Annotated in this window: 25 protein-coding genes; 6 read left to right on the forward strand and 19 right to left on the reverse strand. The window is 66.4% G+C overall.

From position 1 onward, the window contains the following. Positions 1–145: 145 nt before the first annotated feature. From AC5P6S_RS20275 to AC5P6S_RS20295, 5 genes are all read left to right on the forward strand, one after another. Entirely contained in the window at positions 146–559 is a 414-nt protein-coding gene (locus tag AC5P6S_RS20275) for a hypothetical protein (RefSeq protein ID WP_141097972.1), read from the forward strand. Further along, positions 556–900, forward strand: a complete 345-nt coding sequence (locus AC5P6S_RS20280) for a DUF596 domain-containing protein (RefSeq protein ID WP_024958502.1) — start codon at positions 556–558, stop codon at positions 898–900. Before AC5P6S_RS20275 ends, AC5P6S_RS20280 begins: the two co-directional genes overlap by 4 nt. Before the next feature lie 80 nt (positions 901–980). Beyond that, a complete protein-coding gene (locus tag AC5P6S_RS20285) occupies positions 981–1,355 on the forward strand; it encodes a hypothetical protein (RefSeq protein ID WP_495204735.1) in 375 nt (124 codons plus the stop codon). A gap of 210 nt (positions 1,356–1,565) precedes the next feature. Further along, positions 1,566–3,788: a methyl-accepting chemotaxis protein gene (locus AC5P6S_RS20290; RefSeq protein WP_495204738.1), complete on the forward strand. Its 2,223-nt coding sequence runs from the start codon at positions 1,566–1,568 to the stop codon at positions 3,786–3,788. A 166-nt stretch (positions 3,789–3,954) separates the two neighbouring features. Continuing rightward, positions 3,955–4,323 (forward strand): glycine zipper 2TM domain-containing protein, encoded by a 369-nt coding sequence (locus tag AC5P6S_RS20295; RefSeq protein WP_032965667.1) that lies wholly within the window; start codon positions 3,955–3,957, stop codon positions 4,321–4,323. 127 nt (positions 4,324–4,450) lie between these two features. On the opposite strand, the gene AC5P6S_RS20300 is transcribed toward AC5P6S_RS20295, so the two are convergent. From AC5P6S_RS20300 to AC5P6S_RS20320, 5 genes are all read right to left on the reverse strand, one after another. After that, complete coding sequence (locus AC5P6S_RS20300; protein ID WP_043035551.1) at positions 4,451–5,578, reverse strand: ABC transporter permease; 1,128 nt, start codon at positions 5,576–5,578, stop codon at positions 4,451–4,453. Then, positions 5,575–6,762, reverse strand: coding sequence for an ABC transporter permease (locus AC5P6S_RS20305; protein WP_099498138.1), 1,188 nt, complete (start codon positions 6,760–6,762; stop codon positions 5,575–5,577). The genes AC5P6S_RS20300 and AC5P6S_RS20305 overlap by 4 nt, the downstream gene beginning before the upstream one ends. Continuing rightward, positions 6,747–7,760 carry an HlyD family secretion protein gene (locus AC5P6S_RS20310; protein WP_171968348.1) on the reverse strand — a complete coding sequence of 338 codons (1,014 nt, stop codon included), beginning with the start codon at positions 7,758–7,760 and terminating at the stop codon, positions 6,747–6,749. The genes AC5P6S_RS20305 and AC5P6S_RS20310 overlap by 16 nt, the downstream gene beginning before the upstream one ends. Beyond that, positions 7,753–9,153 (reverse strand): TolC family protein, encoded by a 1,401-nt coding sequence (locus AC5P6S_RS20315; RefSeq protein WP_043035548.1) that lies wholly within the window; start codon positions 9,151–9,153, stop codon positions 7,753–7,755. Before AC5P6S_RS20315 ends, AC5P6S_RS20310 begins: the two co-directional genes overlap by 8 nt. Positions 9,154–9,231: 78 nt before the next feature. Continuing rightward, a complete protein-coding gene (locus tag AC5P6S_RS20320; protein WP_012479551.1) occupies positions 9,232–10,128 on the reverse strand; it encodes a LysR family transcriptional regulator ArgP in 897 nt (298 codons plus the stop codon). A gap of 106 nt (positions 10,129–10,234) precedes the next feature. Between AC5P6S_RS20320 and AC5P6S_RS20325 the strand changes: the two genes are divergently transcribed. Further along, complete coding sequence (locus tag AC5P6S_RS20325; RefSeq protein WP_012479552.1) at positions 10,235–10,849, forward strand: LysE/ArgO family amino acid transporter; 615 nt, start codon at positions 10,235–10,237, stop codon at positions 10,847–10,849. On the opposite strand, the gene map is transcribed toward AC5P6S_RS20325, so the two are convergent. From map to AC5P6S_RS20395, 14 genes are all read right to left on the reverse strand, one after another. Next, positions 10,846–11,628 carry a type I methionyl aminopeptidase gene (gene map / locus AC5P6S_RS20330; protein ID WP_171956620.1) on the reverse strand — a complete coding sequence of 261 codons (783 nt, stop codon included), beginning with the start codon at positions 11,626–11,628 and terminating at the stop codon, positions 10,846–10,848. The two genes, AC5P6S_RS20325 and map, sit on opposite strands and share 4 nt — an antisense overlap. A 10-nt stretch (positions 11,629–11,638) precedes the next feature. Then, on the reverse strand, positions 11,639–11,851 hold the full coding sequence (locus AC5P6S_RS20335; RefSeq protein WP_005408659.1) for a ParD-like family protein: 213 nt from the start codon (positions 11,849–11,851) through the stop codon (positions 11,639–11,641). A 67-nt stretch (positions 11,852–11,918) separates the two neighbouring features. Continuing rightward, entirely contained in the window at positions 11,919–12,278 is a 360-nt protein-coding gene (locus tag AC5P6S_RS20340) for a bleomycin resistance protein (protein WP_024958234.1), read from the reverse strand. 146 nt (positions 12,279–12,424) lie between these two features. Continuing rightward, complete coding sequence (locus AC5P6S_RS20345; RefSeq protein WP_201864053.1) at positions 12,425–13,309, reverse strand: arginase family protein; 885 nt, start codon at positions 13,307–13,309, stop codon at positions 12,425–12,427. A gap of 3 nt (positions 13,310–13,312) precedes the next feature. Beyond that, positions 13,313–14,377, reverse strand: coding sequence for a GNAT family N-acetyltransferase (locus AC5P6S_RS20350; RefSeq protein WP_201864054.1), 1,065 nt, complete (start codon positions 14,375–14,377; stop codon positions 13,313–13,315). A gap of 29 nt (positions 14,378–14,406) precedes the next feature. Continuing rightward, positions 14,407–15,807, reverse strand: coding sequence for an aspartate aminotransferase family protein (locus AC5P6S_RS20355; protein ID WP_005408663.1), 1,401 nt, complete (start codon positions 15,805–15,807; stop codon positions 14,407–14,409). A gap of 63 nt (positions 15,808–15,870) precedes the next feature. Further along, on the reverse strand, positions 15,871–16,587 hold the full coding sequence (locus AC5P6S_RS20360) for an MtnX-like HAD-IB family phosphatase (protein WP_005408664.1): 717 nt from the start codon (positions 16,585–16,587) through the stop codon (positions 15,871–15,873). Between the two features lie 174 nt (positions 16,588–16,761). Beyond that, positions 16,762–17,964: a DegT/DnrJ/EryC1/StrS family aminotransferase gene (locus AC5P6S_RS20365; protein WP_201864055.1), complete on the reverse strand. Its 1,203-nt coding sequence runs from the start codon at positions 17,962–17,964 to the stop codon at positions 16,762–16,764. Positions 17,965–17,974: 10 nt separating this feature from the next. Further along, a complete protein-coding gene (locus tag AC5P6S_RS20370) occupies positions 17,975–18,373 on the reverse strand; it encodes a DMT family transporter (RefSeq protein ID WP_005408666.1) in 399 nt (132 codons plus the stop codon). Continuing rightward, entirely contained in the window at positions 18,370–18,729 is a 360-nt protein-coding gene (locus AC5P6S_RS20375; protein WP_111151368.1) for an EamA family transporter, read from the reverse strand. Before AC5P6S_RS20375 ends, AC5P6S_RS20370 begins: the two co-directional genes overlap by 4 nt. Before the next feature lies 1 nt (position 18,730). Further along, on the reverse strand, positions 18,731–19,567 hold the full coding sequence (locus AC5P6S_RS20380) for an alpha/beta hydrolase (protein ID WP_005412675.1): 837 nt from the start codon (positions 19,565–19,567) through the stop codon (positions 18,731–18,733). Between the two features lie 79 nt (positions 19,568–19,646). Then, the gene (locus AC5P6S_RS20385) at positions 19,647–21,026 is read right to left on the reverse strand and encodes a sensor histidine kinase (RefSeq protein WP_099527827.1); all 1,380 of its coding nucleotides are present in this window, start codon (positions 21,024–21,026) and stop codon (positions 19,647–19,649) included. Continuing rightward, positions 21,023–21,706: a response regulator gene (locus tag AC5P6S_RS20390; protein WP_005408670.1), complete on the reverse strand. Its 684-nt coding sequence runs from the start codon at positions 21,704–21,706 to the stop codon at positions 21,023–21,025. The genes AC5P6S_RS20385 and AC5P6S_RS20390 overlap by 4 nt, the downstream gene beginning before the upstream one ends. Positions 21,707–21,837: 131 nt before the next feature. Then, on the reverse strand, positions 21,838–22,965 hold the full coding sequence (locus tag AC5P6S_RS20395; RefSeq protein WP_414498586.1) for a metallophosphoesterase: 1,128 nt from the start codon (positions 22,963–22,965) through the stop codon (positions 21,838–21,840). Positions 22,966–22,971 lie beyond the last annotated feature (6 nt).

Genomic DNA, 22,971 nt, shown 5'->3' on the forward strand with positions numbered 1-22,971 from the left:
GCGGGCAACAGTGAACTGACTGCGGGCTCGCTGACATTCACCGACCTGCAGAACCACATGGACTATACGGCCAGCTCCGGCAGCATCAGTGGTGGTGCGGGCGGGCAGATGGATGGCTGGGCGCCCAAGCCGGGAACTGCCCGATTTGTCTCTCAAACAACCTGAATCCGTTCTTCAGGCGTACTCGCAAAAGCGAATTGATGACCTCGCACACCAATACAATAGCAAGTCATTGGATCCTAAGGATTTTCAGCTTAATCTTGGTTCAAAGGTCTTGAAGGCCGATGCTCAAGTCAGTACGGGTGCTCCGGTTTATATTGGTGCAAGCACATCCGATGTCATGCTGTATTTCAGACAGCTGACTGGAACTGATCGCATGCCTGTCGCGAAGGTCGTACCTGGAAAGGGTCTTCTTTATACGGCAACCACGAGCTCTGGTGCAAAGATAACTCTTAGAGATTTTTCAACGAGCGCGCAGAAGACTGGTGCTAGTTGGACAATTGATGTGCAGGATAAATCCATAAATAATGGAAAGCGAGTAGAGGTGAAGTTCAAATGAAAGACGGGATTCATTGTGCAGTGGTGACTTCTTCGTTTGGGTTATCAATGGGTGCCGTCTGGCAGCACATGACGATGGAAATGGGAGGTGTTGGGATCTCCGAAAGAAAAGACGCGTTCTTCGAGTTGATGGGTCGTTTGTTGAGGGAAGGGAAAGTGAGGCTTGCAACGGACGGGGTGTTCTTGCAAGGCGACTGGAGGGAGCAGCTGACGCTAATCTCAAACGCTTGGCCCGAAAATCCTGGTGAAGATGATATCGATGGATTCGGCCTCTGGTTCTTGACCGATGCTCCGGCGGGTCTGGTTTGGATCGGCGCAGATGGCCGTGAACAGTGGACGTAGTAGTCCGATTCATGTCGGTGGCGCCCGATGATCCTGACGAATGGGTCAGGGCTTGTAACGACACCGAGCTTTGATGAAGCTTGCTTGAGTCGAAGCCGGTGCCGATCTGGGTTTCGTGCTGCGCGCTCTGGACTCGATCCAGGCCGTACTCCGACGGTGCCGACGGCCTGCGTGGATATCTTCCAGCATCCAACACCGGCTTCGGATTCAGCATCGTCGACCCGCCGGAAGCTGTCGTTGCGGAAGGGATTGAAGCCAAGTGGCAGGTCGGCCTGCTCGGCTCGTTTCATTTCCGCGCGAGCGGGTTTGAAAGTGCCTGGGAGGAAATCTGCCGCTTCATCAATCGTTACGCTGCGGCGTGCGAGTTCCGGTTTGTGCTCTCCTTCCAGTTCGAGAGCATCTATGCGGCAAGGCTCGGGAAGGATCTGGTCTTCCCGGGGCCTGCTGCTCGGTAATGCTGGATGCCGGGGCGGCAGGCCCGGGCCTGATCCCATTCTCGGTACACATGGCGATATGCCTTATGGATATAACGCGTTCGTGGGTTTTCTGATTTCACACCTGTCTGCACAGTTCCAGAGTTTTAGATCGATATAATAATATCGACCCATAAAGTTTCCCCTGCCTGCGCCGCCATCGATCATACGGCCATGATCAAGGGAATTGAGATGCTCGCCTTACGCAACCTTCGAGTGGGATCCCGGCTGGGTGCCGGGTTCGGTTTGCTGCTGCTGTTCATCGTGGCCATCGTTGGCCTCGTGCTGTACGGAAACCACCTGAAGTCCGCCCAGTTCGAGAAAGTGGTGGACGTCAACATGGTGAAGATGCGGCTGTTGAACGACATGCTGGATACCAACAACGCGGTGCTGATGCATCGCCGGCTGATGGTGATCAAGCGCGGTGAGGATTTCGACAAGGATTATCAGAAGGCGCAGGAGCTGTCGCAGACCTACGACGGTATCTGGGCCAAGTACATCAAGATTCCACGCGACGCCACTGGTGATGCCCTGGTGGCGAAAATCGACGCGGCACGCAAGGCCACCGACGCCTCCACCCAGCATCTGCACGAGCGCATGAAGGCCGGTGATTTCAACGGCGCGGCCAAGGAACTGCTCGCCGAGCACGGCTTGGCCACCGCATGGAATGAGGCGATCTCGACCCTGCTGCGGCATCAGGAGACACTGACCGAGCGCAGTCGCGAGGAATACCGTTCAACCGAATCCTGGACCGGCACGTTGTCGATCGTGTTCGGCGCGTTGAGCCTGCTACTGGGCTCGCTGGCCGCGTGGGCCATCACCCGCAGCCTGACCCGCCCGCTGGAAGGTGCGGTGAAGCTGGCCGACGGCATCGCCAACGGGCGGCTGGACAACAGCATCGACGCGTCCGGCAACGATGAGGTGACGCAGCTGCTCAGGTCGATGCAGCGCATGCAGGCGCAGTTGCAGTCGGTGATGGCGGCGCAGGGCGAGCTGGCCCGCCAGCACGACGCGGGCAGCCTCAGCTATCGCATGGACGAGAGTGCTTTTCCTGGCGACTACGGGCGCATGGTGCACGAGACCAATGCGCTGGTCGGCTCGCATGTGCAGGTGCAGAACCGGCTGATCGAAGTAATGAAGCATTACGCCCGCGGTGATCTGTCAGTGGACATGGATCCGTTGCCGGGCGAGAAGGCCGCAATCACCCAGGCCATGGACGAAACCAAGACCAGCCTGTCGGCGATCAACGGTGAGATCCGCCGCCTGGCGACGGCCGCAGCCGCCGGCGACTTCAGCCTGCGCGGCGATGAAGATCGCTTCGCCTATGATTTCCGCGACATGGTGGCCGGGCTCAATCGCCTGATGCAGACCACCGACGAGAACCTGGTGCAGGTGTCGACCCTGCTGCAGGCGATCTCGCGCGGTGACCTCACCGTGCGCATGCAGGGCGACTTCCACGGCGTGTTTGCCCGCATGCGCGATGACTGCAATGCCACCGTCGATCAGCTCAAGCAGATTGTCGGCCGTATCCAGTCCAGCGCGTCCAGCATCAACCTGGCGGCAGGCGAGATCGCGTCGGGCAACACCGATCTGTCGCGTCGCACCGAGCAGCAGGCGGCGAACCTGGAAGAGACGGCGGCGTCGATGGAGGAGCTAACCTCCATCGTGAAGCAGAACGCCGAGCACGCACGCCAGGCCAACCAGCTCGCCATCGGCGCGCATGGTGTCGCGTCGCAGGGCGGCGAGGTGGTCGGCCAGGTGGTCACCACGATGTCGGCCATCGAAGCCTCGTCGAAGAAGATCGCCGAGATCATTTCGGTCATTGATGGCATCGCATTCCAGACCAACATCCTGGCGCTTAACGCTGCAGTGGAAGCCGCTCGTGCCGGCGAGCAGGGCAGGGGCTTTGCGGTGGTGGCCAGTGAGGTGCGCACGCTGGCGCAGCGCTCGGCCGGTGCGGCCAAGGAGATCAAGGGCCTGATCGAGGATTCGGTCGGCAAGGTCGCCGATGGATCGGCGCTGGTTCGCCAGGCCGGCACCACGATGGGCGAGATCGTGGCCTCGGTGCAGCGCGTGACCGACATCATGGCCGATATCTCTGCCGCCTCGCAGGAGCAGAGCTCGGGTATCGAACAGGTGAACCAGGCGGTGGTGCAGATGGACGAGACCACGCAGCAGAATGCGGCGCTGGTGGAAGAAGCCAGCGCGGCGGCACGCTCCATGGAGGAGCAGGCCAACCTGCTGGCCGAGGCGGTTTCGGTGTTCCGCACGGGGGCGGTGACCGCCGCCGCAGCGGTCCGCCCGGCGCTGGCAGCCGTGGCGGCATCGGTTGCACCGGTACGCCGGCCGGCGGTGCTGTCGCCGCGGATGGAACCGACGCTGGCCGCCAATGCGGGTGGTTGGGAAGAGTTCTAGCAGAGGGCAATGCCGGTAGGGAGACGGCGCCCATCACGATGTCTGATCGTGATGGGCGCGGATTCTCTTCCTGAACGCGCGATGGCCGATGAGGCGGCGGACACGCGCATTTCACTTCCGGTTGCCAACCGCAGGAGGACACTTGCGCCATACCGGAACTCAGGAGATGGCCATGAAGACCTCGACCCGATTGCTTGTGCTGGGCACGCTGCTGGCGGCTTCGTCGGTGGCCGGTGCGCAGACGTATGGGCCGCGCGATGAGGGACGCAAGTTCAATGACGGCAGTCGCGTGGTCTGCAAGAACGTGGAAGTGCAGCGCAACTCGCGCGATCCGAACCGCATCACGGGTACCGCTACCGGCGCAGTGATCGGCGGCCTGCTGGGCAACCAGGTGGGCGGCGGTAACGGCAAGAAGCTTGCAACCGTGGCCGGCGCCGTGGCCGGTGGTGCGGCCGGCCGCCAGATCCAAGGCAACCAGCAGCAGAAGAACGGTGACCGCGTGGTTGAACGTCGCTGCGAACGCGTCTATCGCTGATCGATCGCCGAAGGCCCCCGTTTCCCCTTCCACACCGCAGTACCCGAACGCCGGCCCCACGCCGGCGTTCTTCGTTGCAGGAAAAAGGGACGGAGGGAATTAAGTCGCAATCCCCCAAACCGGCCGTTTACGACTTAATCCCCTCCGTCCCCTTTTTTGCGAGGAGGCGCCAGGTGGCGAGGCTGCCGTAGAGCAGCAGCAGGACGGTGAGGGTGATCAGTTCGTGGCTGACGTCGGCCAGGCTGGCGTCCATCTGGTTCAGGCGCACCATCAGGTTGATGCCGGAGGTGGTAGGCAGCAGCTGCGCCAGCCAGACCAGCGGTTGCGGCGTCATCACTGCCGGCCACGACAGGTTGGCCAGGAAGAACAGCGGGATCGAGGTGGCGATGATGTACTGGAAGGCGCGTTCGCGGGTGCGGAAGAAGCTGCCGACGAACAGGCCGAAAACCACTGTAGCGGCGATGAACAGGGTGCCGCCCAGCAGCTGGCCCAGTGGGTTCCCGCCGCGCGGATAGTCCTGCACCCAGGCGGTGAACCCGGCGTACCAGAACAGGCCGAACAGGCCGATCAGGCCGAAGCCCATCGCCATGCCGGCCAGGGTCGGCAGGTCGAAGCGCAGGCGCCGGCCGAGTGCAAGACGACGACCACCGAGCAGCACGCCGATGCCCATCAGCAGGGTCTGGTGCACGATCAGCTCGGCCACGCCGGGCACGATGGCGCTGCCATAGCCTTCCTGGGTGTTGTACAGCGGGCGCTGCACCAGGGTGACCGGCGGCGCCTGTGGCGCGCCCATGAAGGCGGCCTGGCCGACCACGGCGTCACGCCCGAACGCGCCCAGTGCGTCGGCCACGCTGCCCAGCACCCAGCTGGCACGGCCCAGGTAGGCGCCGTTGCCGAGCAGCACCAGCTTGGCCGGGTGGCCGCGCAGGATGTCGCGCTCCAGGTTGGCCGGGATCAGCACGATGCCTTCGGCATGGCCGGCTTCCAGCTGCTGACGCGCACTGTCGATGTCCGCCGGTTGCCCGACCACGCGTGCAACGCGGAGTGCATCGAGCTTGCGCAGCAGCTCGCGGCTGGTCGCGCTGTGGTCTTCGTCCACCACCAGCACCGGCAGGTTGCCGGCCACCTGGTGACGGTACGCGGCCGGGTAGAAGAACGAATACAGGATCACCGCGCCGACCATCACAACGATCGCGTAGCGGTCGCACAGCACCGCCATCAGGGTCTGCCGCAGGCTGCGCCACAGTGCGCTCATGCGTCGGCTCCCGCAGGCTGCGAGGCTTCCGGCGTGCGCGCAAAGGCGATCAGGCGCAGGCCGCCAATGCCTCCTGCCACCACCGCCATCAGCAGCAATGTGGCCAACGGCCACACCGAAACCTGCAGCGGCGAACCGATGAACTGCTGCTGGGTCTGCAGCTTGATGTAGGCGCTGAGTGGCAGCAGCTGATGCCAGATGCGGGTGAACAGGGGGCCATCCAGCACCGGGAAGGTAGCGCTGGAGAACGCCAGTGCGGTGCCGATGCTGAGGCCGACCGCGGACAGCGCGGTACCCATGTCGCGGGTGACGCCGACGAAGAACAATGCGTAGGCGGCCGTGGCCAGGTAGAACAGTGGCTGTGCGAGCAGCAACAGGAGCGCGCTGCCGGCCACACCATCGCCGCGCAGCCAGGCCAGGTAACCGATGCCGAGCGCGCCATACAGCGAAAACAACAGGATGTACGGCGTGACCTTGCCCGCAATCACCGACCACGGCGTTCGATCCAGCCAGGCGGGCAGGGTGCCGTCGCGGATCTCGCGGCCGAGGCTGCCGGCGACCGCAAGTGCCAGTACCAGCGACAGCACGGCAGGGAAGATCAGCGGCAGCAGGAACAACTCGTAGCTGCGCGCAGGGTTGTACAGGATGTCCGACTGCACCGCGATCGGTGCCGCACGCAGCTTGCCGGGGCCGACCTGCAGGCCGATGCGTTCGCGCAGCAGGCGTGCGTTCCAGGCCGAGACTGCGTCGCCGATATCGCGCGACGCAGATTGGCCGGTGGTCATGTAGGTGGCGTTGTAATAGGCGAACACCGTGCCCTGGCGTCCACGCAGCGCCTGCCGGGTGACATCGCGCGGCACCAGTACGATGGCAAACACGTCCAGCCTGCGCAGCTGCGAACGCGCGTCCTCCAGGTCCGCCGGCTGGCTGGCGATGCGTACGCCGGGGCTGGCATCGAGCATGCGCAGCAGCAGGCGGCTGTCACTGCTGTGGTCGAGGTCGACCACGGCAATGGGGATGTCGCGCATCACCGACGGCGAGAACATCCACGCCATCACCGCCAGCATCAGCAGGGGCAGCACGGTGACCAGCAGCAGGTCGGCACGGTTGCCGCGCAGCGACTGCAGCTCGCGCCGCCAGGAAGCAGCGAAGCCGTTGCGGTCCGGGCTCAGTGCTGGGGCCATGCGAACAGCACGCTCATGCCGGGGCGGAAGCCCTCGATGTGGCGTACCGGGCGCACCCGCACCTCGAAACTGCGGACGTCGTAGCCGGACGACTGGCGGGTGGTACGCCAGGTCGCATAGTCGCCGGCAGGGTTGATGAAGTAGACCTCGAACTCGCCGTCCAGGCCGAGTGCCGGCACGTTGCCCTGCAGCTTGCTGCCGACCTTCAGGCCCTGCATCTGTGATTCGCGCAGGTTCATCGCCACCCACATGCGATCAATGTCGACCAGGGTGAATACCGGGTAGCCGGCCGGCACCAGCTCGCCCGGGTCGGCCATGCGCTTGTTGATCTCGCCCGCCACCGGCGCGCGTCCTTCGACTTCGGCACGGGCGGCGTTGACTTCGGCCACCGCGCCCTGCGCCTGCTGCACCTGGCCCTGCGCGGCACGCTTGTCCTGCTCGCGTGCGCCGGCCAACGCCATGTCGTACTGCGCGCGCGCGGCACGGGCCAGTTCGCGCGAACTGGTGGCCTGGGCATGCGCTTCATCGCGCTTCTGCCGGGTCATCACCCCTTCGTTGAACAGGTTCTGCACGCGCTGGTACGTGGCTTCGGCCAGCGTCGCACCGGCTTCGGCGCGCTTCCAGTTCGCTTCGGCGGCGCGGATGTCTTCGCTGCGCGCGCCTTCGTCGGCCTTGTCGGCCACCGCCTGTGCGGCGGCCAATGCGCCGTGCGCCTGCTGTTCCTTGGCGGCCACTTCGGGGCTGTCGAGCAGGAACAGCACCTGCCCGGGCTGCACGCGGTCGCCCTCGCGCACCTTCAACTCCGCCACGCGCGCGGTGATCTTGGCGGCCACGTTGATGGTGTCCGCGTCGGCCATGCCCTGGATCTGGTCGGCCGGGCTGCGCCAGGCCAGCCACAGGCCGAGCACCACCGCGACCAGCAGCACCACTACCAGGATCGGGCCCAGGCGGCGCTTGGCCGGGGGTGTTGTCGCATCGTCGTGCAGCACATCACTCATGGTCGATCACCTCGTCCGCACGGCGCCGGAATTCTTCAAAACGGTCCATCTGTCCACTGACCTCCAGCAACTGTGCCAGCGCAATATCGTATTGGTAGGCGGCCTGTGCGCGCTCTACACGGGCACCGCCCAGGCCGAGCCGCGCGTCGATCACATCCAGCGAGGTGGCCTGGCCCTCGCGGAACGCCAGCTCCTGCAGGCGCAGGTTTTCCTGTGCCTGGGCAATGCTGCTGTCGAGCAGCACGTACTGCTGGCGCGCGGTTTCCAGTTCGTTCCAGGCCTTGCGCACGCCCAGCGCGACCTGGTTCTCGGCCTCGCGCAGGCCCGCTTCGGCCTGGTCCTGCTGCGCGCGCGCGGCGCTGATCTGCGCCGGCCGCGAGTTCGGCGACAGGAAGGTGTACTTCAGGCCGATGCCAAACGCCCAGTCCGGATCGGTCAGCATTTCGTCGCGGCGGCGGAAGTCGTACTGGCCGAAGGCAAAGATCTGCGGTTTCAGCTTGGCCTGCTGCACGCGCACGCCCTGTTCGGCCTGCGCCACCATGGCCCGCAGGCGTGCGATCTGCGGCTGGCGCGCCTGCGCAGTACGCTCGAAGCTGGCCACCGGTTCCAGCGGCACGCGCTGCACGAACAGCGGCGAAACCGGCTGCACCTCGCCACCACTGCGCAGCAGCGTGGCCAGTGCGGCCTTCAGCGTGGCCAGGTCGTTCACTGTCTTCTGGTATTCGCGCTCGGCCTTGTCGCGGGCCACGGTGGCCTGCAGGCGCTGGGCGCGGGTGGCGAAACCCTCGCGTTCCAGCTTCTCTGCATCGGACAGGTGGCGGTTGAGGCCATCGCGCACGTCACGGCGCACGTCCACCGCCTGCTCGGCCAGGCGCTGCCCGAAGTAGGCCTGGGCCAGCTGCACGGTCAGCGATTGACGTTGTGCTTCGCGCTCGGCGCTGGCCTGTTCGTGGGCGGCACTGGCCGCACGCTGCGCGGCCGGAATCACGCCGCCGGTGTACAGCGGCAGCACCGCAGTGACCACTGGACGGGTGCGCCAGTCGCGCTCGGTGAACGACAGCGGCGAATCGATGCCGAAGGCTTCAGCCACCGGCGCCAGTGAGCCCAGCGGCAGAGTGAGCGTCTTCTGGAACTGCAGGCGGCGCACTTCGCCGGTGATCTCCGGCAGGCGCAGCAGCCGGGTGGCGTCCTGCAGGTCCTGCTTGTTGCGAACGGCTGCATCGGCAGCGGCCAGCGCATCGGAGACCTGCTCCAGGCGTTGCCGCGCCTGTTCCCAGTCCAGTGCGGGTGCATCGGCACTGCTCTGCGCTGCCGCCGCAAGCGGCAGGCAGGCTGCCAGGGTCAACGCGACTTTCGCGCGGTGCATCCTTGTACGTCGGCCGATCACGCCCATGCCGTCCCAGTGGTAAAGAAGTGCGCAAACGGTAGTGCGCATGGTGTGAAGCCCGGGTCTGCGGTCATCGGTCTTTCCTCAACGAAGGGTGCCGCTGGCCGCAGTACGCAGCGCCTGGGTGATGTGCTGCAGCGTGCTTGAGCGCACGGCGGCATGCTGCCAGTACAACGGCACATCGAGCCAGCGGCGGGGTTCCAGTACCACCACGCGGCCGGCGCGCACAGCGGGCGCGGCCAGGGTTTCCGGGGCCAGGCCCCAGCCGAGTCCGCACGCGGCGGCTTCGACGAAACCGGTGGAGGAGGGCAGGTAGTGTAGCGGCGGCTGCAGCCGCGCGCGGGTCAGACGACGCACGAAGCGCCACTGCAGTTCATCTTTGCGGTTGAACACCAGCATCGGCGCGCGTGCCAGTGCTGTGGCGTCCATGCCATCGCTGAAGTACTGGCGGGCGAAGCCGGGCGAAGCAATCGCTTGGTAGCGCATGGCGCCGAGCGGGTGCACGTTGCAGCCCTTCACCGGCTGGCTTTCGGCGGTGACCGCACCCAGCACGCTGCCGTCGCGCAGCAACCGCAGGGTGTGGTCCTGGTCGTCCATGCGCAGGTCGAACAGGTAGCCATGGCGCTGGTGCAGGTCGGCGATGGCCGGCACGAACCACGTATCGAGCGAATCATCATTGACCGCCAGCGGGATCGGGGTGCGCGCAGCGTCGCTGCTGCCACGCTCGGGTAGCAGCTCGGCCAATGCCTCGGCCTCCAGCGCCTGCATCGGTCGCACCCGGCGCAGCAGCGCCTCACCGGCGGCGGTGGGGCGGCACGGCGCCTGGCGCACCACCAGCACCTGCCCGAGCCGGTCTTCCAGAGCCTTGATCCGCTGCGACAGTGCTGATGGGCTGATCGACAGGCGGCGTGCCGCAGCCTCGAAGCTGCCTTCCTCCAGCACCGCGGCAAACGCGGCCAGTTGCGGGTGTACCAGGTCCATGCCGGTGCCTCTTCAGTTTTCCTGCGCAGGATAAAGAAAAATCAGTTTGTCTAAACAAGGCTGTTGGCCGCACCCTGCGCGTCCCCTCGCTGCCTGGCCTGTCCCGATGTGGATTGCCGCTACCGTCGCCGGCCTCTTCGCGGGCGCCGGCCTGATCATCGCCATCGGCGCACAGAATGCCTTCGTGCTGCGCCAGGGCCTGCAACAACGTCATGTGGGCAGGGTGGTGCTGGCCTGCGCCGGCGCGGATATCGCGTTGATCCTGGCCGGCGTGGGCGGCATGGGCGCGCTGGTGCTGCAGTGGCCGTTGCTGCTGCAGGTGCTGCGCTTCGGTGGTGCGGCCTTCCTGCTCTGGTATGGCCTGCAGGCGGGCCTGCGCGCGTGGCGAGGTGGCAGCGCGCTGGCCGCCGCCGAGGCGCAGGGCGGCAGTGGGCGCCAGGTACTGCTGACCTGCCTGGCCTTCACCTTGCTCAACCCGCATGTCTACCTGGACACGGTGGTGTTGCTCGGCAGCCTGTCGACGCGCTATCCGGGCGATCTGCGCTGGGCCTTTGCCGCCGGTGCGTGCGTGGCCAGTGTGGCCTGGTTCTGTGCACTGGGCTATGGCGCGCGGCTGCTGCAGCCGGTGTTCCGCAGGCCGTCTGCGTGGCGGGTGCTGGATGCAGGCGTGGCGATGTTCATGCTCTGCCTTGCCATGCTGTTGCTGTTGCGCCCGCTCTAGGCGGCATCCACCGCGCACAACGGTGTTTCGCCCGGGCGCAGGGTCAGCACGCGCACGCCGCTGCCGGTGACCGCGACGGTATGCTCGAACTGCGCCGACAGCTTGCCGTCGCGGGTGTAGACCGGCCATTCGTCCGGCTGCTGGCGGATGGCCGGCTTGCCCTGGTTGAGCATCGGCTCGATGGTGAACACCATCCCTTCTTCCAGCACCACGCCGGTGTTGGGATGCCCGTAGTGCAGGATCTGCGGTTCCTCATGCATCTCCTGGCCGATGCCGTGGCCGCAGTACTCCTTCACCACGCTGTAGCCGTGGCTGCGTGCGTGGCGGGCGATGGCGTGGCCGATATCGCCCAGGCGTGCGCCGGGGCGCACCGCGGCGATGCCTTTCCACATCGCCTGGTAGGCGGTCTGCACCAGCCGGCGCGCGGCGTAGTCGACCTCACCGACCAGGTAGGTGGTGCTGGAGTCGGCGATGTAGCCGTTCTTTTCCAGGGTGATGTCGAGGTTGACGATCTGGCCGTTGCGCAGCACGTCGGTGGTGCTGGGCACGCCGTGGCAGATGACGTTGTCGATCGAGGTATTGAGCACGTACGGGAAACCGTACTGGCCCTTGCTGGCCGGCCGCGCCTGCAGCTCATCGACGATCATGCGCTCGACGAATTCGTTGATCTCCATCGTGCTGCGGCCCTGCAGCGGCAGCTGGTCGAGTGCGGCGAACACCTGCGCCAGCAGGCGACCCGATTCGGCCATCAGCGCGATCTCGTCGGGGCGCTTGATGATGCCCATCGGCTCAGACCTGGCCCGGAGGCAACAACGGCGGCTGCACGCCGGCCGCGCGCAGCTCGCTGGCGACGATGTCCTGGAAACTCAGCGTCGGGTTCATCTCGCACAGCATGCCGACCCGGATCCAGAAGTTGGCCTGGGCGTTGATCGAACGGCTGGAGACGGTGCAGGCACGGCGCAGCTGGTCGTGCAGGGTGTCATCGATGTTGACGATGCCCATGGGTGGCCCTCGAGTATGAATATACGAATCGTATATGTTCCGTATATCCATCTCAAGCCGACGTCATTCAGTCCGTGTGGGTGGCGAAGCGCAGCCGGTTGCCATCCGGGTCGCGCAGCAGCATTTCGCGGCTGCCCCATTCGGTGTCATGCGGGGGCTGCTCGATTGGGACGTTGGCGGCACCGAAGGCGCGGTGCAGGCTGTCGACGTCGTCAACGATGAAGTACACCGCGCCGCCGACCTCGCAGTCGCCGCTGTGTTCGGTAAGGAAGATCGTCTGGCCGTCGCGGGTGAGCTGGGCAAACAGTGGGAAGCCGGGTTCGAAGCGATGTTCCCAGTCGACCACGAAGCCCAGCCCCTGCACGTAGAACGGCAGGGTGGTGTCGGCGTGGCGCATGCGCAGTTGCGGGATGACGGTCTGGGGCATGGCGAGGGCTCCTGGGGTAGGCGCCCAGTGTAGTGCCGGCCGCTGGCCGGCATTGGTCTGGTAGATGCCAACCTCGGTTGGCATTGCCGGCCAGCGGCCGGCACTACCGAAGCCACGCCGGCCCGCGGCCGGCATTACCGGCGCGGTCAGCAGGCCGTCGGTACGGCGGCGATTGCCGCCAGCAGTTCGCGGTTCACCTGCTGGTGACGCGCCTGCCAGGCGGGAAGATCATCGGCGCTGATGTCCGGCTGGCCATCCAGCGACGACAGCCAGCGCTTGAAGCGGCTCTGGTAGGTGGCCAGCGACACCTCGCCGGTGATGTCACTGCCGACCAGGCCGCCGGCACGCAGCGCTTCGATCACCACCAGCGCGTCTTCCAGCTGGAATCGGCCCTGGTCCCAGTTGCTGCGCGCGACGTCCTCGGCGAACACGTCCTTGTCGATCGACAGGTAGGCCGGCTGCGGCGACTTGGCCTGTTCGGCAGCGAACGCGGCCACCAGCGCTTCGGGGTGCTCGAAGCGGCGGAACGCGTGGCCCATGCCGAGGCGATGGCCCCAGCTGACATCCACGTCCATGCACCAGTACGTCAAGCGACCGCCCAGCAGCGGGCGCCAGTGGTTCTCCCAGGCATGGCCGAGGCCGATGTCGCTGGAGGTAATGCCGAGCACATGGATGTGCGAGATCTGCGGCAGCTTGCTGGCGGCATTCACCCATGAGCCACAATGCATGCCGAACGGAAAACGCATGTTGTCCGGATGGTTGTCCAGCACTACCAACTGAAACGGCGCCTGTGTGCGCATGCGGCGCAACAGCGGCAGGCTGAGGTGGTGGAAGTCGCCACTGCCGAGCATGACCGTGCCGAGCTGCGCGGGCAGCGGCGCCAGCACTTCAGTGGCGAAACGGTCCAGGGTGGCATTGCTGCAGGCAAAGCGCAGTGGATCGTGCCACTGCGGCAGGGCCAGGGTCTGCGCCTGGGGCAGCGGCAGCACGCCACCGTCCAGGTCGAGGATCAACGGAGAACGCAACGTCATCGTTCAACCGCCTCCATCAGCTTCGCCCTGCAGGTACGGGGCCAGCCGGCGCAGGGCGGCGCGCAGCAGCGGGGAACGGGCGTGGATCGCGTGCCGGGTGGAGGTGAAGCGGGCGCCCAGTTCGGCCTTGATCCGCGAGTCGGTCCAGCCGGCCACGTAGTGGCTCAGGCCGTGCTGCAGGGCATACTCGAGGTTGTGCATCCAGCTGACCGCGTACAGGTTGTGCTCGCGTGACTGCGGGTAGGCCAGACCGATGTACTTGTCCACCAGCTTTCCGGCGTGGATGTAGCACAGGTTCCAGCCGATCAGCTGCCCTTGGTGGCGGTACAGGAACATCCGTCCCTGGCCCTGGCTGTCGGCCAGCAGGTACTGGAAATAGGTCAGGTCGAGCTGGTCGAAATGCACCGCGCTCTGCGCATACACGCCCAGGTACAGCGCATACAACTCGGCCTGCAGCCGTGGGTCGGCCAAGGCGGGATCACCGGTGGCGATGCAGTCGACCTGCAGGTCATCACGCGAACGGAGCTTGCGCCGGATGTTCTTGCGGCGCGAGGACGACAGGCGGCCGAGGTAGCCATCGAGCGAATCGAAATCGATCGCCACCCAGGCAAGCGGCATGCCTTCCAGTTCAACGAAGCCGCGCGTCAGCAAGGCCTGCAGGAACGCCGCGCTGTGCGCATTGGCCGCGTCGTCCAGCAGCGGTGAATCGATGGCCAGGTCCTTGACCACCAGCAGCCGGGTATCGCCGATCGCGTGACGCGTCACGTCCTCGGCCAGCGCCTCCGGCGCCACGTGCGCCGGCAGTGGGGTGTACTCGGTGCTGGTGGCACCGACGAAGCGGGTCTTCCAGGTGATCCAAGGCCGCCACAGGCGCGACAGCGGCAGGCCGAGCAGCTTGCTGCGCAGCGCGTCGTCCATCGTGGTGGTCAGGTCCAGCGGCGCACGGAAAGTCGGCAGGCCGCTGGGAAGGCGGCCTGCCTCGAATCCGAGCGGCGGATGGGCCAGGAAGCCCTCCAGCAGCGCGGCCGGTTCCAGCGCGGTGCTGGATGCGCGTGACGTCATCTCCATCGGCACGGGAACCGGCAGCCCATCCAGCCTCAGCCCTTGGCCTTGGTCAGCGCCTGGTCGAGCAGGGTGATCGCCAGGTCGATCTCTTCGTAGCTGATGTCCAGCGACGGCGCGAAGGTGATCACGTTCTTGTACCAGCCACCTACGTCGAGCACGAGGCCCATGCGCTTGCCGTCGTGCAGGAGGTCACCGGCCAGGCCGATGTCGACCATGCGGTCCAGCAGTTCCTTGTTCGGGGTGTAGCCGTCGGCCTGGCAGATTTCGGCGCGCAGGGCCAGGCCCAGGCCGTCGACGTCGCCGATTTCCGGGTGGCGCTTCTGCAGGCCACGCAGGCCGTCGAGGAAGTACGCGCCCTTTTCCGGCACGGTGCGCTCGTAGTCCATTTCCTTTCCCAGCTTCAACACTTCCAGGCCCAGGCGGGTGCCCAGCGGGTTGGAGTTGAAGGTGGAGTGGGTGGAACCCGGCGGGAACACGGTCGGGTTGATCAGCTCTTCGCGTGCCCACAGGCCGGACAGCGGGTTCAGGCCGTTGGTCAGCGCCTTGCCGAACACCAGCACGTCCGGGGTCACGCCGAAGTGCTCGATCGACCACAGCTTGCCGGTACGCCAGAAGCCCATCTGGATCTCATCGACCACCATCAGGATGCCGTACTTGTCCAGCACGCGCTTGAGGCCGGTGAAGAAGTTGCGCGGCGGAATGACGTAGCCGCCGGTGCCCTGGATCGGCTCGACGTAGAACGCGGCGTACTCGGCCTGGCCGACCTTGGGGTCCCACACGCCGTTGTACTCGCTTTCGAACAGGCGCTCGAACTGCCACACGCAGTGGTCGGAATACTCGTCCGGGGTCATGCCCTTCGGGCGACGGAAGGGGTACGGGAACGGGATGAACATCGCGCGCTCGCCGAAGTGGCCGTAGCGGCGGCGGTAGCGGTAGCTGGAGGTGATCGACGAGGCACCCAGGGTGCGGCCGTGGTAGCCGCCTTCGAAGGCGAACATCAGGCTCTTGCCGCCGCGCGCGTTGCGCACGATCTTCAGCGAGTCTTCAATGGCCTGCGCGCCGCCGACATTGAAATGCACGCGACCGTCGAGGCCGAATTTCTCGTGCATGTCCACGGCAATGGTCTTGGCCAGCTGCACGCGGGTCGGATGCAGGTACTGGCTGGCGACCTGCGGCAGGGTGTCGATCTGGTCCTTCAGCGCGTCATTCAGGCGCTTGTTGCTGTAGCCGAAGTTGCAGGCCGAGTACCACATCTGCAGATCGAGGTAGGGCACGCCCGCACCGTCGAACATGTAGCTGCCTTCGCCGCGCTGGAAGATCTTCGGCGGGTCGACGTAGTGGACGGTATCGCCGAAGGAGCTGTAGCGGGCTTCGTCGGCCAGCAGCTGCGCGTCGGAGGCAGCGGCGTCGGCGTTCTTGTCAAAAATGTTCATGCAGTTCGGTTCCGTGAAGGACGTTCGAAAGGGGCGACGGGGGAGCGTGCTTGGAGGGAGTGCTCAGGCGGTGGCCAGCAGCGGGGGCAGTGCGGCGGGCTGCGGGCGGGCGTCGATGCGACGTGGCTGCAGCAGGCTGCCATCGAGCAGGCGCGGCAACAGTGCGACTGCATCGTGGAAGGTGTCGATGGCGGCATGCTCGATGCCGGCATTCGTGCAATGGGTAATCAGGCGGCGCTTGGCGAACACGAAGTCGGCGTCTTCGGACACACAGAAATCCGAGCTGCCGTCACCGATCATCAGCACGCGCGGTGCTTCGTTGGCGCGCGCCTGCGCGGCGCAGGTGCACTTGCAGGTGCCACTGCGGCAGCCTTCGGCCTGGTAGGGCGACTCCAGTTCCCAATGGTCTTCGCACCAGCGCAGGTGGTTGGCCACCACCGGCAGCTGCGACAGGCCGTGGTTGGCCAGGATGCGGTGGATCGCATAGTCCAGGCCGTCACTGACGATGCGCAGCGGCAGGCCCAGCTGTTCGGCACGGCTGACAAAGGCGGCGAAGCCCGGATCGATCTGTACCTGGTCCAGATGGGCGTCGAGCGTGGCCGGGTCCAGTTTCAGCAGCCGCACCTGGCCCTGCATGCATTCACGCGAGCCGATCTTTCCCGCTTTCCACTGGTCTTCCAGTTCCTGCCAGCCCGGCTGGCCGTACTTTTCCAGCAGCGAGTCGATGACATCTTCGAGGCTGATGGTGCCGTCGAAGTCACACAGGATGCTCCAGTGCATGGGCAGGTCCGTCGATGAAAGAAACGCCCGGCCCGATGCCGGGGCAGGCTCAATGTAGGCAGGCCGCCTTTCTCGTTCCTTTCCTGTTGAAAGGCTCTTCTGACAGGCTGGGAAAACGTTCAGGAAGGTGCACGGATGAATGCGCGGAGGGCAGGCCACGCGTGCACGTTCGGGTCAGGCGCGGGCCAGGACCTGCAGTATTTCGGCAGTCTCTTCGCGGGTCTGCCAGGCGCTGTTGCCAAGGGTCAGCATGCGTGCGGCGAAGTCGCGTGCATTGGGCATGTCGTCCTGCGGCACGATGCCGCGCAGGTACGCGTAGCCGGGCAGGGCATGGATGAACATGCGGCTGGCGCCGAGACCACGTGGCCACAGGTCCTTCAGTACGGCATCGCGGGCGCGCTGGCTGGGCAGCAGCAGCATCAGCAGTGGCCAGGTGCCACCGCTGCCGGCGAGGCCGTCGACCACCTCAACGGCTGGCAGCTGTGCCAGCTGCACGCGCAGCTGCAACGCACGCAGGCGACCGGCCTGCAGGAACGCCGGCAAGCGCCGCGCGGCATGCGCGCCGATGTTCTGCCGCCAGTGGCTGACCCGGTGCTGCGGTATATCAAGCGGGAAAATGTCACCGACCGCTTCTTCCAGATCGTCGCGTTGAAGCGCACTGCGCAATGGATTGCCATACACCAGCGACAGCAGCGAAGGGCGATAGCAGGCAGCAAGGCCGATCAACTGCACGCTGCGCAGCAGCTCCCAGCGCAGGCTGGAGCGAACGTGCTGGACGGCATGTTCGGCCAGCGCGGCACGCAGTTCGTCATCGCGGCTGACCAGCAGGCCGCCTTCGTGCAGGCTCAGGCCCTTGCCGGCGGCCAGGCTGAAGAATCCGATATCGCCGCGCAGGCCGACACTGGTGTTGCCAACGCGTGCGCCGAGCGCCTGCGCGGCATCCTCGATCACCCAGGCGCCGGCGCCGCGCGCAACCTCGCAGGCCAGCTCGACATCGGCGATGCGCCCGCCCAGGTGGGTCGGCAGGATCGCCAGCGTGCGCGCATCGGCCAGACGCCTGAGCTGGCCGGGATCAAAGTCGAAGTGGCCACGACGGGTATCGCACAGTTGCACGCGCAGGCCCAGGCTGTGCACCGCGATCGGCACCAGCGGGCAGGTATAGGCCGGCATGATCACGGTGTCGCGCCTTGGCGCGCGCTTGCGCAGCGTACGCAGCGCGATCAGCAGTGCGTGCGTGCCGGAACAGGTCAGCTGCAGTGGCGGTGTGCCGAGCTGGCTGGCCAGGACTTCGCGCAGGTCGCCGCCACCGGGCAGGAAATCGCTGGCCTGAATCGGCAGGCCAGCGGTAGGTGGCAGTTCGCGCGCGAACAGGCTCATCGCAGCCCGCTCACGACGCGCTTTCGGCGGGACTGTGCGGGTCGTCCGCTTCAGCGCGGCCGAGGCAGACGATGCCGGCCACGATCAGTACCGCACCTAACAGATGGTGCAGGGTCAGCGGCTCGTTCAACAGCCACGCCGACAGCAGCAGAACGCTGATCACTTCCAGGTGCGATGCGGCAAATGCAGGGCCGATTGGCGCATGGCGCAGCAGGCTCATCCAGGTGAAGAACGCACCCACGTAGCCGAGGATGGCGCCATACACCCACGGCTGCGACAGCACGCGCAGCAGCCAGGCGGTGTTGGCCTCGACCGGCAGCGCGGCGTCACCGGCGTACTTGAAGCACAGCTGGGCCAGCGTGTCGAAGGCCATCAGCAGCGGGAAACCGATCACATACAGGCGCCTCATGAGCCGGCCCCCACCACCGCCACGCCCGCGGTGACCAGCAGCATGCCGGCCACCCGCAGCGGCGTGAGCTTCTCGCGGAACAGGAAACGACCGGCGATCATCAACGCAACGATGTTGATCGAGCCCAGCAGCACGCCCTTGGACAGCGGCACCAGCGACAGGAACGCAATCCAGGCCACGAACTCGAGCACGTAGCAGGCGATGCCGATCCACAGCCAGGGGCGGCTGAGCATGTGTTTCCAGCGTTGCAGTCCTTCGCCTTCCTGCGGATCGCTGGCGGCGGCCTTGAAGGCGAGCTGGCCACCGGTATCGAGTACCACATTGGCCAGCCACAGCAGGGTGGCGAGTGCCCCCATCTCAGGCCACCGCCTTGAGCACGCCCGTGCGTTCACCGATCTCGGTGAAAAAGCGCGCGCTGCGACGGATCACATCGCGGCGTTCGCGATCGATGGTGATCATGTGGTAGCTGTCTTCCAGCACCACCAGTTCCTTCGGGCCGCTGACCCGCGACATCACCAGCTCAGCGTTGCCCATGCTGGCCACATCGTCTTCGCGGGCGTGCATCACCAGGCACGGTGCGGTGACCTGGTGCAGGTGGCGGCGGGTCCAGTTGCTCAGCGCACGCATCTCGGCCAGCGCATGCCAGGGATTGCCCGGCAGGCCGGCGGCGGCGCTGTCGCCGGACAGCATGGCGGCGCTGACCTGCGCGCGCAGGCGCTCGTCGCGCAGGCCGTACGGCGGTTCTTCCATGAACATGCGGTCGCGGCCGATGTTGAAGCGCTTGAACCACGGCAGGAGGAACGAGAAGCGGGCCACGGCGGGAATGTTCCAGCCGTCGTAACGGAAAGTGGCGCCGTACACGCCCACGCCGGACACCCACTCCGGGCGACGTGCCGCCAACGCCAGCGAAAGTACCGCGCCCATCGACAGTCCACCCACGAACAGCTGGTCGACCTTGCCGCGCAGGGCGGCCGCCGCATCTTCCACGCCCTGGTACCACTGTTCCCAGGTGGTCGCCAGCAGGTCATCCACGGTGCCGCAATGGCCGGGCAGCTGCACGCCGTGGACGGTGAAGCCGGCATTGTTCAGCCCCTTGCCCAGCATGCGCATTTCCGCCGGGGTGCCGGTCAGGCCATGGACCAGCAGCACGCCCTGGGGGCCACCGGGGAGGAAGAAGTCGTGCGATTCGGTCACCTGGCGGCTCCGGGACGGCAGTGGGGATGGCAGGATCGCAAGCGCGATTTTCACCAGCCTTTCAGCGCGCCGGGCCGGGTCAGGGGGCCTTCAGCAGCGGCAGCATGATGGCGACCTTGAGGCCCCCGCCCGGGCGGTTCAGAAAGCTCAGGCGGCCGCCGAAGTGCTCTACCGCCTCGTGCGCGATGGCCAGGCCGAGGCCGGTGCCGCTGGCAGCAGTGCCCGGCGCCCGGAAGAAGCGCTCGCCCAGCCGTGGCATCACGTCGTCGGGCACGCCGGGGCCGTTGTCTTCCACATAGAGTTCGACATCATTGTCGTCCAGCGCGTGCATGCCCACCGTGACGGTGGCATTGCGGCCGGCATAACGCAGGGCGTTGTCGATCAGGTTGTCCAGCGCCTCCTGCAGCATGGCGCCGTTGCCGAGCACACGCAGCGGATGGGGGCTGCCGCGGTAGCCGAGGTCGATGCCATCGCGGATCGCCTCCGGCACGCGCATGCCAACCCACTGCGGCACCAGCTCGCACAGGTCCAGTGCTTCCACGGTATCGGGCACGGTCTGCGCCCGGCTCAGCGCCAGCAGCTGGGTGCTGACCCGGGCAGTGCGCTGATTGAGCCGGCGGATGTGCTGCAGCGCCTCGCGCACCGTATCGGGGTCACCGTGTGCCAGCGCCTGGTCCACGTGCAGGGCCATGCCCGCCAGCGGCGAACGCAGCTGGTGCGCGGCATCGGCGATGAAGCGGTTCTGCAGGGTGATCATTTCCGCCTGGCGGGCAAACAGATCGTCGATGGTGCTGATCAGTGGCTGGATCTCCTCCGGTACGTCGGCGTCGGAGATCGGTGCCAGTTCGCCACGGCGCTGCGCCAGGCGGGTCCTCAGCGGCGTGAGGATGCGCAGGCCGTAGGTCACGCCGAACCAGACCAGTGCAGCGGTGCCCAGCGCCAGCATGGTCATCAGCGGGATGATGATCATCAGGATCTCGCGCGCCCGCTGTCGGCGGTCGGCCATGCTCTCGGCCACGGTCACCGCCAGCTGGTCCTGCGGATCGTTCATCGCCTGCGTGCAGACCGTGGCCATGCGCACCTGCTGGCCATTGAGGTTGCCGTCGTACAGCGCCGGATGCACGCCGGTGCAGTCCTGCGAAGGGGCATACGGGCTGAAGTCGGCATTGCCGCTGAGCGTACCCATGCGGCTGCTGTCGACGTTGAAGTAGCGATGGCCGTCGGGGTCGTACTCGATCAGGAAGCGCGCCTGCGGCGACAGGTCGCTGGTCACCGGCATGGTGCTCAGCATCTGCGCGAACGAATGCGTGTCGTCGATCAGGTTGCGGTCGTGGATGCGGTTGGAATAGTCCAGCGCAACGTAGTAGGCCAGGATCGTGTTGAAGGTGAGCAGGCCCAGCATCGGCAGCGCCAGGAAGGCGAGCAGGCGCCGGCGCAGGCTGGGCGGTCCACTGATCACGGGGTGCTGTCGTCCTGCGCGTCTTCCAGCATGTAGCCCAGCCCGCGCACGGTGCGGATGCCCATGCCGCCGGGCTGCAGCTTGCGGCGCAGGCGGTGCAGGGCGATGTCCAGGCCGTTGTCGGTCAGGTCCTGGCCCCAGTCGCACAGCGCTTCCACCAACTGCGCGCGTGACACGATGCGCTCGGCGCGCACTGCCAGTGCCGACAGCAGGCCGAACTCGCGTGCGGTCAGTTCCAGCGACTGGTCGTCGATCCACACCCGATGCCCGGCCAGGTCGATGCGAAGGCGGCCGATGCGCAGGTCCGGGTTGCCATTGCTGGTGACCCGGCGCAGCTGGGCGCGCACGCGCGCTTCGAACTCGTCCAGCGCGAACGGCTTGACCAGGTAGTCATCGGCACCCAGGTCGAGCACACGCACGCGCTCGGCCAGGCCGTCACGGGCGGTCACCACCAGCACTGCGAGGCCATCACCGCGCTGGCGCAGGCGCTGCAGCACGTCGCGGCCATCCAGCTGCGGCAGCCCCAGGTCCAGTACCAGCAGCGCGTACTGCGTCGAGCCCAGTGCAGCATCGGCGTGCGCACCGTTGTCGACGTGGTCGACCACGTGCCCCTGCCGGCGCAGCGAGGCGCACAGGCCGGAGGCGATATCCGGGTCGTCTTCAGCAATCAGAACGCGCATGCGCGGGGCTCCTGTAACGGTCAGGCCCACCGGATGGACGGGGTGGGCCTCTCGGCTGCCGAGGGTAGCCGCAAACCGGCTGCAGGTGGAGCGCGCCGGCACCTCCCGGCACCGTCGCGCTGTCCCTCCATTCAGTCCTGCAGGCCCGGCTCACCCAGCGCCAGCGGCACCCGCGAACCATCCAGCAGGCCACGGCTGAGCTTGCCACCCTCGATGAACAGCAGTTCGCCGTTCTCGCCGTTCTTGATGCTGCTGTCGATGGCGATCACGCGGTCGCCGTGGAAGCTGCTGACGTGCGGCATCGAGGTATGGCCAACCACGATGCGCTTGAGCTGCAGGCGGTCGAGCACAGCCTGCACACCCGCGGTGTCGAGGCGGCCATCGAAATAGCCGCGGTACCAGATCGGGCTGGTCTTGCCGTCATACAGCGGTGCGGTGGCCGGGTCGGCCTTCACTTCGGCCTTGGGCAGGCCCAGCGAGGCCTGATAGGCCGCGTTGGTGCGTGCCGGGTCCAGCGCCAGCTGCACCGCCTCGGGCGAGATGCCGCCGTGCAGGAACAGGGTATCGCCGATCTTCAGCAGCACCGGGCGGGTGCGCAGCCACTGGCCGATCACCGAGTCGGCGCCATACAGTTGCGGGTAGCTGCGGCCGAGCAGCTGGGCGCTGCGCAGGTATTTCGGGTTGACGTAGCGCAGGTCGTCGTACAGCACCATGGTCTCGTGGTTGCCGAGCACGAAGTGCACCGCGCCGCCGGCGGCGGCCGCCTGCTGCTGCAGGCCATACAGCAGCCAGAAGGCTTCGGTTACCTGCGGGCCGCGGTCGAACACATCGCCGGCGATGACCAGGGTGTCCTTGCCCAGCGCCCAGCGGTCCTGTGCGTCGATGACCTGGTGGGCACGCAGCAGGCGCACCAGCAGCCCGTACTGGCCGTGGATGTCGGACAGCGCCACGATGCGCGGCACGGCCGGCAGCACGGAGACCGACGGAGCATTCGGGGCGGCCACGTGCACGCTGTGTTCGTAGCCGCAACGCGGGGTGATGTCGGTGCCTGCGGCCTGCGTGGCAAGTGTGTGCGACTCGACCTTGTCGTCGCAGATCCATCTGGCCTGCAGCTGGTTGCCCTGGCGGAACACATAGGGTCCATCGGCCTGTACGTGGTCGGCGGGCGCGGCAACCTCGCGGGCCTGCGTGGTTGCTGTGGCGCAGGCCAGCAGCGGCAACAGCAGGGCGGTCAGCAGGGAAGGGCGACAGCGCGACATCGGCGG

The sequence above is a fragment of the Stenotrophomonas sp. YJH_SMC_119 genome (genome assembly GCF_059368315.1).

Bases quoted from the DNA above. Each gene is read 5' to 3' on its own strand.
- AC5P6S_RS20350 (WP_201864054.1), bottom strand. From the start codon at position 14,377: ATGGAGATGACGTCACGCGCATCCAGCACCGCGCTGGAACCGGCCGCG.
- AC5P6S_RS20315 (WP_043035548.1), bottom strand. From the start codon at position 9,153: ATGGGCGTGATCGGCCGACGTACAAGGATGCACCGCGCGAAAGTCGCG.
- AC5P6S_RS20395 (WP_414498586.1), bottom strand. From the start codon at position 22,965: ATGTCGCGCTGTCGCCCTTCCCTGCTGACCGCCCTGCTGTTGCCGCTG.
- AC5P6S_RS20340 (WP_024958234.1), bottom strand. From the start codon at position 12,278: ATGCCCCAGACCGTCATCCCGCAACTGCGCATGCGCCACGCCGACACC.
- AC5P6S_RS20305 (WP_099498138.1), bottom strand. From the start codon at position 6,762: ATGGCCCCAGCACTGAGCCCGGACCGCAACGGCTTCGCTGCTTCCTGG.
- AC5P6S_RS20335 (WP_005408659.1), bottom strand. From the start codon at position 11,851: ATGGGCATCGTCAACATCGATGACACCCTGCACGACCAGCTGCGCCGT.
- AC5P6S_RS20365 (WP_201864055.1), bottom strand. From the start codon at position 17,964: ATGAGCCTGTTCGCGCGCGAACTGCCACCTACCGCTGGCCTGCCGATT.
- AC5P6S_RS20310 (WP_171968348.1), bottom strand. From the start codon at position 7,760: ATGAGTGATGTGCTGCACGACGATGCGACAACACCCCCGGCCAAGCGC.
- AC5P6S_RS20280 (WP_024958502.1), top strand. From the start codon at position 556: ATGAAAGACGGGATTCATTGTGCAGTGGTGACTTCTTCGTTTGGGTTA.
- AC5P6S_RS20325 (WP_012479552.1), top strand. From the start codon at position 10,235: ATGTGGATTGCCGCTACCGTCGCCGGCCTCTTCGCGGGCGCCGGCCTG.
- AC5P6S_RS20370 (WP_005408666.1), bottom strand. From the start codon at position 18,373: ATGAGGCGCCTGTATGTGATCGGTTTCCCGCTGCTGATGGCCTTCGAC.
- AC5P6S_RS20375 (WP_111151368.1), bottom strand. From the start codon at position 18,729: ATGGGGGCACTCGCCACCCTGCTGTGGCTGGCCAATGTGGTACTCGAT.
- AC5P6S_RS20390 (WP_005408670.1), bottom strand. From the start codon at position 21,706: ATGCGCGTTCTGATTGCTGAAGACGACCCGGATATCGCCTCCGGCCTG.
- AC5P6S_RS20345 (WP_201864053.1), bottom strand. From the start codon at position 13,309: ATGACGTTGCGTTCTCCGTTGATCCTCGACCTGGACGGTGGCGTGCTG.
- AC5P6S_RS20300 (WP_043035551.1), bottom strand. From the start codon at position 5,578: ATGAGCGCACTGTGGCGCAGCCTGCGGCAGACCCTGATGGCGGTGCTG.
- AC5P6S_RS20295 (WP_032965667.1), top strand. From the start codon at position 3,955: ATGGCCATGAAGACCTCGACCCGATTGCTTGTGCTGGGCACGCTGCTG.
- AC5P6S_RS20360 (WP_005408664.1), bottom strand. From the start codon at position 16,587: ATGCACTGGAGCATCCTGTGTGACTTCGACGGCACCATCAGCCTCGAA.
- AC5P6S_RS20290 (WP_495204738.1), top strand. From the start codon at position 1,566: ATGCTCGCCTTACGCAACCTTCGAGTGGGATCCCGGCTGGGTGCCGGG.
- AC5P6S_RS20320 (WP_012479551.1), bottom strand. From the start codon at position 10,128: ATGGACCTGGTACACCCGCAACTGGCCGCGTTTGCCGCGGTGCTGGAG.
- AC5P6S_RS20355 (WP_005408663.1), bottom strand. From the start codon at position 15,807: ATGAACATTTTTGACAAGAACGCCGACGCCGCTGCCTCCGACGCGCAG.